This window comes from Alkaliphilus serpentinus (genome assembly GCF_009017255.1).
GTDB lineage: Bacteria > Bacillota > Clostridia > Peptostreptococcales > Natronincolaceae > Alkaliphilus_D > Alkaliphilus_D serpentinus.
On the sequence record NZ_WBZB01000059.1, the window covers coordinates 1 to 7,902 of the forward strand.

Sequence of the window (7,902 nt, forward strand, 5' to 3'; positions counted from 1 at the left end):
TCCAAGGGGTTTACCCCCAACCTCCATCAAGTGGCGACTTAACTACTATATCATTTTTAAAAACCTTTGTCAACAACTTTTCGTATTTTTTTAAGAGATATTAAAATATACATTTACATTTACTATTGTATGCTTCTCTTTTTTTTAACTGTCTCGTTGTTGACGACTTTAATACTATACCACCAATCTAGTACTGTGTCAATTGCATATTAATGCACAATTTTTTCCTTTTATTAATCTTTAACTAGTCTCTTACTATCAATCTAGCAATAATAAACCTTTATATTATATTTCTATATTATATTGTCTATTGTTTGACAGTAATATACCTAGAATATATACTTAAATTGATATAATCATAAAAAAAATAAACATTGATTTATACTATATGAAGAGGTGATTATTATGTTAGCTAAGCAGCATATTATAAATATACTGCGAAAAGAGGTTGTTCCAGCCTTAGGATGTACAGAACCTATTGCTGTTGCCCTTGCCTCCGCCACCGCAAAAGGATCTGTAGGTGGGGTGGTGCAGAAAATAACACTACGGGTTAGTCCTAACATTTATAAAAATGGAATGTCTGTAGGTATCCCTAGCGTTAATAGGTTAGGTTTAGATATTGCTGCTGCTTTAGGAGCAATAGGTGGTGACCCTTCATTAAAACTAGAGGTTTTATCATCTATTGATGCCACTGCCAAAGAGAAGGCTGAAGCTCTACTTGATGAAGGGAAAGTTTCTACCTCTATAGATAATAATCATGGTAACTTATATGTTTATGCTGAAGTTTATACAGATAAAGGCATTGGAAAGTGTGAAATAAAGAATAGTCATTCAGAGGTTTGCTATATTGAGGGAAATGGTCATGTAATATTGTCTAAAGAAGCTAAACCAGAAGACAGCTATGAAGAAATGAAATTATTACAACAAGCCTCTATAGAAGAAATTGTAAAAGTAATTGAGGGAACTCCCTTTGAGGATATAAAGTTTATGCTTGAAGGAGCAAGGATGAATACACACATTGCTGATGTTGGTCTAGAAAAGGAATTGGGTTTGGCAATAGGGGCAAGTCTATTAAAGGGAATGAAAAAAGGCATTTTAACCAATGACTTATATCATCAAACCGTATGTTTGACAGCTTCTGGTGCCGATGCAAGGATGTCGGGATATCAACTACCTGTAATGAGCAGTGCTGGTAGCGGAAATCATGGTTTAACTGCTATTTTACCAATAGTAGCTGTTGCTAGATACTTAAGTTCAGAGGATGAAAAGTTAGCTAAAGCATTGGCCATTAGCCATATTATAACAGCTTATATTAAATCCTATACAGGTAAGCTTACAGCCCTATGTGGGTGTGCAGTAGCTGCTGCAACTGGGGCAAGCGCTTCTATAGTTTGGTTAATGGAGGGTACCTACCACCAAATAGGCGGAAGCATCAAAAATATGGTTGCAGATGTAACAGGAGTTATATGCGATGGTGCTAAAATAGGCTGCTCTCTTAAACTATCAACTGCTGCAGGGGTTGCCGTTAAGTCAGCTTACCTTGCCTTAGAAAATATTATAGTACCAGCTGATAATGGAATTGTTGCCGAAACAGTGGAACAAACCATAAAAAATATGGGCAGGATTGGTACTCCAGGAATGGTTGAAACAGATAAAGAGATTTTAGATGTAATGATGGAAAAGAATCGATTCAAGATTTCAAGCGAAATATGCTAAAAATACCCCGTAGATAAAAATTCTACGGGGTTTTAAATATATTATAATAAAGGATGCTGATCTAGGGCCTTTAATCTATTCCATCTTCTATCTACCTCATTTTGAATACTATCAAGCTCTTCTTTATGATCATCTGTTAGCAGATGCTTTGTAATTCCCATTCTATCAAAGAATTTGGAAATTGGCATCTTCTTTTGAGATTTTTCAGGATCGTAGGTAATGGTTGTAATTCCATGATATATTTCAAACAATGGGAAATAACAGCTTTCCACAGCTCTGCCAATAACACTCCTTTGCTCTTCTGGGGGGCTCTTCCAATTTAAAGGACAAGCAGATATTGCCTTTACATAAGCCAGCCCTTCATTTTGGGCTACGTATTGAGCCTTAGCAGCTTTCTTTACATAATCTACAGGATGAGATTCTGCAACAGTTGCTATATAAGGTATATGGGTTCCAGCCATTATCATGGGTGTATCCTTATGAAAGGTGCTTCTTCCACCTTTTTTCTGGAATGTACTTTTTCCTGCAAAGGCAGGGCCAACTATTGAAGTTTTACTCTCTGCTAAATGAGGTGTGGTGTAAGATAGTTGATATCCAGTATTCATATATCCACCGTTATCATATTCAAAAATAATCATATTATGGTTTCTTAAAGCAGTTCCGATTGCTGGTCCCATTCCTATATCCATGCCCCCATCACCACTAACCATAACAAAAGTAATCTCGGTATCCTGATCTATTTCTCCTCTTCGTTTTCTTTCATGGAACATTTCAACAACACCACTAAGAGTAGCAGATCCATTTTGAAAAAGATTATGAATATAGGTTGTTCTATATGAAGTGTAAGGATATCCAGTAGTTACAACCATACCACATCCAGTATGAAATAGAAATACAACATATCCCTTTAAACCCTTTGTAAATAAGTTGAGATTTGGGAAAATCCCACATCCGGGACAAGCTTGATGACCAGGTGCTACCCTTTTAGGCATCTCAGTTAAGTTTCTTGTGTTTACTCCCTTTATAACAAGCTTTTGACTCTTTTCATCCTTTTCAACCGTTATACCATTATCATAATAATGACTTTCCACACTTTCAATATGTTTTTTAGGTTCATAATGCTTATTTCCTTCATATCCACCAATATAATCGAAGGCCTTCTCAATTCTTCCATCTTTAGAGGTTTTATAAGCTTCATTCAGTAGTTGTAGAGCATCATCTACATAAAATTCTTTACCTCCAAGACCATAAATTCGACTAAATACTAAGGTTTTGTTTTCTAAATCATCCTTTAATGTTGCCCTTATTTCTATGCTCATATTTCCTGCTTGGGCCCCATAACTTTCCTGTCTATCTGCTACACAAAGAGCCTTCACATTTTTAAAAATGTCTTGGATTTCTTTTTTAGGCCATGGACGCAGAAGGTTTGTAGATACGATTCCTACTTTTTTACCTTCTTTTCTTAATATATCTACTGCCTCCATCGCTGTATCGAAAGAAGAATTTAACAGAAATAATGCAGCCTCTGCATCTTCCATTTTATAAGTTTCAAGAATATTATAGTATCTGCCTGTTAATCGACCATATTCATTCATAACCTTGGGAACAGCTTCATATGCCCTCTCCATTGCCTTGCTTAATTGTATTTTATTATTGATTAAATCTGGTTCGTTCATATAAGGACCAAAGGTAGCTGGATTTTTTGGATCTATTGCTGTATAGGGTGGTTTGTATTCCCCTAAAAATTCTGCTATATTAGACTGGTCTTTAAAGATATAATTTTTTCTTTTTTGATGACTAGTAAAGAATCCATCAAAAGCCACCATAACTGGTAACATTACATCCTGCTCTTCAGCGATTTTCGTTCCAATAATATTAAAATCATATACCCTCTGAGGATCCTTTGCCATTAGAATAATCCACCCTGTGTTTAAGGTGTACATTATATCGCTATGATCTCCTTTAATATCTAAAGGACCTGAAACTGTTCTTGTAACAATATTTAATAGCATAGGTGTTCTAGTGCCTGACTGTACGGGTAACTGCTCTAATGCATATAGTAATCCATTGGCCGAAGTAGCATTCACAACCCTTCCCCCTGCCAAAGCTGCTCCATAGCATATACCAGCTGCTCCATGCTCCCCATCTGCAGGAATAAGTACTATATCATGTAAGCCCTCTGCTTTTCTAACACTAAGCTCTTCTGATATGCCTGTAGAGGGGGTTATTGGAAAGTACCCCATAACATGAAAGTCCATGTGGGAAGCAGCTAATGCTGCCATTTCATTTCCGTTTTTAAATACCGTTTCTTGCTCTCTCATAAACTCCCTCCTCTATAGCCTTACTGATATTTTTTCTATTTCGTGTTCAGCTTCCAACTCTTCTGTCAAAGCTTCCACAGGGCATACATCCACACATCTTAAGCAGCCTTTACAATATTGATAGTCTAAGCCCTGATTAAACATTTGCACTTTATTAGTTTTTTCATCTTCCTTTGGTATAAATTTAAAGCAATAGTCTGGGCAAGTTGTTTCGCACATGCCGCAATGGATGCATTTATCATAATGAAACAGTGGTATTTTTCCTTGTCTACTAGATTGGTTATTTTTTATAACGCTACTTCCTGCTTCAATTACAACTCCGCCGATAGGGGCATTAAGATATCCCCATTGACTAGTTGATTCTTTAAAGGGTATAAAAGGAAATCTTCCGTCTTCGTCAAAGTCTGCAATTTCAACTTGCTGATATCCAGCCTCAAAGCCCCTTAAATTTGCCTTTAATTGATTTTCATATTTTTTACCTAAAGTTTCTCTAATAGCTTCCTTCATTGCATCTTTATCCATGAATTCCATCGCCCTAGTTATAGCACCTATCATAACTGAATTCATTCTTACTTTTTCTTCATATGCTATTTTTATGGCATCGACTGTAATAACTCGTCCGCCAACTAACCTTAAATATTCTCTAGCTGTATGAGGATTTTTATCCGTATTTATTACTATGATGGAATCTGGTTTAACACCCGCCATTATAGGTAATCTTGCTACTAGGTTTTCATGAAATACACCTAGTATATGGGGTTCAACTACAGGACTATTTATTCTTACCGGACGATCAGCATCGCAATATCTAATAAAAGAACTAACCGGTGTTCCTTTTTTTTCCGATCCATAACTGGCAAAATTAGATCCATTAAAACCCATACCTACGACTCCAGCTTCAGCTATAATTTTCCCTGCAACATTAGCTCCTAATCCGCCAATGCTCTCCAACCGGATCTCAAAAAATCCAAATTGGTTAACTTTGGGTAATTTAACCTTCTGCATAATTTACCTCCTTACATCTCTTTAGCTTCTTATATCTTTCCTTTAATTCAATTTATTTATGTACTTCATTAAATAGTTACCCTCTTCTGTAGAGCATTGTAAAATCTCTATTTTTTCAGTTTCAAAATTCTTTAAATAGGCAGTAAAAGAATCTATATCTTCGTCAATCTCATAATAAACACATCTAAATCCCACCTTATATAATTTTTGAAAATCATTTAATACCTCTATATTTTCATCATTCTGCATACCATCTAATCCTTTCCTAGAAGCTATATTCTTAATATAAAACTATAATTTTCAATTAGCTTCTATATTATTCCTTAATCCTTAATCCTTAATCCTTTATAATTCCAAGAAACAAAATTATAATTGACATTTTTTTCTATTTATAATATAATATAGTAACAAAATTTAATAAGGTATACATTTTGTACGCTGAATTCTCATATGAAGCGGGGGAACCAATTTTTTGGGGTGAATCCTTTATGGTAGGGTCAACTCTTTCGATCCGAATCCGTCAGCTAACCTCGTAAGCGTTGAAAGAGGAGGATGATAGCATGTTTTTGTTGAAATATATGCTATGGTCTTTTTAAAGGCAATTAGTCATTATATTATTTTTGTTATCTCTTCCTCTTATTATTTTCTTTTATTTTATGAAGCGAATATTTAAGAAGGAGGATTTTTTATGGATTTAGCCAATTTGAACTCTAAAAGTAACGATGCCTTATTGCCACCCTTGTCAGAAAAAGTTAAAGTTAGAAGGGCCACACCAAAAGACTTACATGATATCTACCAAATTGCTTGTTCTGTTGGGAAAAGTAGGAAGGATTCTAAACAAGGTTTCTTAGTTGATGATTACTCCTCTAACCCTAAGTTCTATCAGAAATATATCTTAGAAAAAATATTTGAACTAAATCATTTTTATGTAGCAGAGTATTACGGAAAACTTCTTGGATTCTTGATGGCTTATACTAAAGATCAATGGTTAAAATATAATGAAAACTGGCTAGAGGACATATATTGGCATCCAGAATTTAATTTAACCAAAATAAACAGTTTTGTTTTAGTTGATAAAACTGCCATACTCTCCCATCTAACTGGTCAGGGAATAGGCAGTAAGCTTTATCAATATTTAACTAATAATCTTTATGAGGATGGAATAATGAATATCTTGGCAGAAACAGTAATAAGCCCACAACCAAATTTGGCTTCATTAGCATTTCGAGATAAACAGAAATATAAATTGGTGGGAATTCGCTATGAGGATTACAATAATCAAATACTAACTGACTTAATATACCATAAATCAGTATAATGAAATAAATAGCTTCTATTTATATAAAATAGAAGCTATTATTATGGTTATTTTGCCTATTTTATGATATATATTAATTATACATATATTTTAAGGGGGTACTTGTAATGTTTCGTTCTAGATGGATCTTTGGTATATTAATAATTATTTTAGGAGTAACTTTTTTATTGAACAATTTAGATATTACAAATTTTGATGTTTCTCAATTAATATCTATCTACTGGCCAGTCATACTTATTCTAATAGGTTTAAACCTGGTTACTAATATAGATAGTAAAGGTGAAATTGTTTCTGGTATTATTATTGCTTTTTTAGGTGTGGTGTTTTTAGGTCGAAATACAGGCTTATTCGATATAGATCTATCAATATTCTGGAAGCTATTCTGGCCAAGTATTATTATTATTGCAGGTATTTCTCTTATGACAGGCAAGCATAATGTTGGCAAAAGCAATTTTGCAATCCTTGGGGGTATTGAAAAAAAGAGAGAGCCTTGGGCTTTGGAAAGTGGTTCTTATACTGCCTTCATGGGGGGAGTTGAATTAGACTTAACTATAGCCGATATTCCAGAAGGAGAAACTATTTTAGATTTAACAGCTATTATGGGTGGTATAGATATCATTGTTCCTAGAGATATAACTGTTCATTGTCAAGGTACTGTTATTCTAGGAGGTCTTGAGTTATTGGATAAATCTACTGGTGGCATAATTTCATCCACTAAAGCAGAACGAGTTCTAGATGGTCCCACTAATAAAACGATAAAAATTTATAGCAGAGCTATCATGGGTGGCATTGATGTTAAAAGTCGATAATTAATTTAAGGAATTAAAAAACCCTTTCTTATGCATTATAGGAAAGGGTTTTTTATACTTTACATTTTGATTCTTTTTCCATTGTTTCTAAAACCTTAATAAATAAGTCCAATGTTTCTTTTCTTTCTTCTTCGTTATTACTATTTGTTTTATATACATTATATGTTGTTTTACTCTGCTTTTTCATTTTATAAGCTTCTAAATCTATAATTTTACCCTTCATAAAATTCACTTCCTATAATGAGATTTACTCTTTATATAAATTTCTACCTTCTTTTAAAAAATCCTTCTTTTATTTGGATAATTTATAAGTAGATAACCAAAATCTATAATTTTGTGTTAGTCAATTAGTTATAAGTAGACGACAGAAATTTTGATTTTGTGTCGGTCACTTGGTTAGCCGAGGGAGTTCCGTTTCCTTTGTATATCAATTTATGGAATGAACTAAGGCTAACACCTTATTCTTAGCTATCTATATTTTTTTCAAAAAATAAAAAAATCATGCCGCAATGTCCTACTCTCCCAGGACCCTGCGGTCCAAGTACCATCGGCGCTGAAGAGCTTAACTACTGTGTTCGAGATGGGAACAGGTGTGGCCTCTTCGCTATTCTTACGGCATGATTTTTATTAAATTGAGAGATCATTCCCTCAAAACTACACAATGCAAGCTAAGATAGTTAATAGTTAATAACTAATAGTTAGTAGTTTTAAAGACTTTATTCTTTTTAATTTT

The 7,902-nt window shown here is 33.9% G+C and carries 7 protein-coding genes, 1 rRNA gene and 1 riboswitch; of the genes, 3 read left to right on the forward strand and 5 right to left on the reverse strand.

All coding sequences use genetic code 11. From position 1 onward, the window contains the following. Positions 1-405: 405 nt before the first annotated feature. Positions 406-1,716: an L-cysteine desulfidase family protein gene (locus F8153_RS14740; RefSeq protein WP_151867126.1), complete on the forward strand. Its 1,311-nt coding sequence runs from the start codon at positions 406-408 to the stop codon at positions 1,714-1,716. 41 nt (positions 1,717-1,757) lie between these two features. On the opposite strand, the gene F8153_RS14745 is transcribed toward F8153_RS14740, so the two are convergent. From F8153_RS14745 to F8153_RS14755, 3 genes are read right to left on the reverse strand one after another with little or no spacing between them, the layout of a single operon-like run. Further along, positions 1,758-4,037, reverse strand: coding sequence for a thiamine pyrophosphate-dependent enzyme (locus F8153_RS14745; protein ID WP_151867127.1), 2,280 nt, complete (start codon positions 4,035-4,037; stop codon positions 1,758-1,760). Positions 4,038-4,049: 12 nt separating this feature from the next. After that, on the reverse strand, positions 4,050-5,042 hold the full coding sequence (locus tag F8153_RS14750; protein WP_151867128.1) for a 2-oxoacid:acceptor oxidoreductase family protein: 993 nt from the start codon (positions 5,040-5,042) through the stop codon (positions 4,050-4,052). A 42-nt stretch (positions 5,043-5,084) separates the two neighbouring features. Further along, the gene (locus tag F8153_RS14755; RefSeq protein WP_151867129.1) at positions 5,085-5,291 is read right to left on the reverse strand and encodes a hypothetical protein; all 207 of its coding nucleotides are present in this window, start codon (positions 5,289-5,291) and stop codon (positions 5,085-5,087) included. Between the two features lie 177 nt (positions 5,292-5,468). Beyond that, positions 5,469-5,595, forward strand: a riboswitch (cyclic di-AMP (ydaO/yuaA leader). A gap of 135 nt (positions 5,596-5,730) precedes the next feature. On the opposite strand from F8153_RS14755, the gene F8153_RS14760 reads away from it, so the two are divergent. Both F8153_RS14760 and F8153_RS14765 read left to right on the forward strand, forming a co-directional pair. After that, positions 5,731-6,360 carry a GNAT family N-acetyltransferase gene (locus tag F8153_RS14760; RefSeq protein ID WP_151867130.1) on the forward strand — a complete coding sequence of 210 codons (630 nt, stop codon included), beginning with the start codon at positions 5,731-5,733 and terminating at the stop codon, positions 6,358-6,360. A gap of 107 nt (positions 6,361-6,467) precedes the next feature. Continuing rightward, a complete protein-coding gene (locus tag F8153_RS14765) occupies positions 6,468-7,169 on the forward strand; it encodes a cell wall-active antibiotics response protein (RefSeq protein WP_151867131.1) in 702 nt (233 codons plus the stop codon). Positions 7,170-7,221: 52 nt separating this feature from the next. On the opposite strand, the gene F8153_RS16250 is transcribed toward F8153_RS14765, so the two are convergent. Both F8153_RS16250 and rrf read right to left on the reverse strand, forming a co-directional pair. Continuing rightward, entirely contained in the window at positions 7,222-7,392 is a 171-nt protein-coding gene (locus F8153_RS16250; protein ID WP_192929843.1) for a hypothetical protein, read from the reverse strand. Positions 7,393-7,670: 278 nt separating this feature from the next. Then, positions 7,671-7,787: ribosomal RNA gene (gene rrf, locus F8153_RS14770) — 5S ribosomal RNA — on the reverse strand. Positions 7,788-7,902 lie beyond the last annotated feature (115 nt).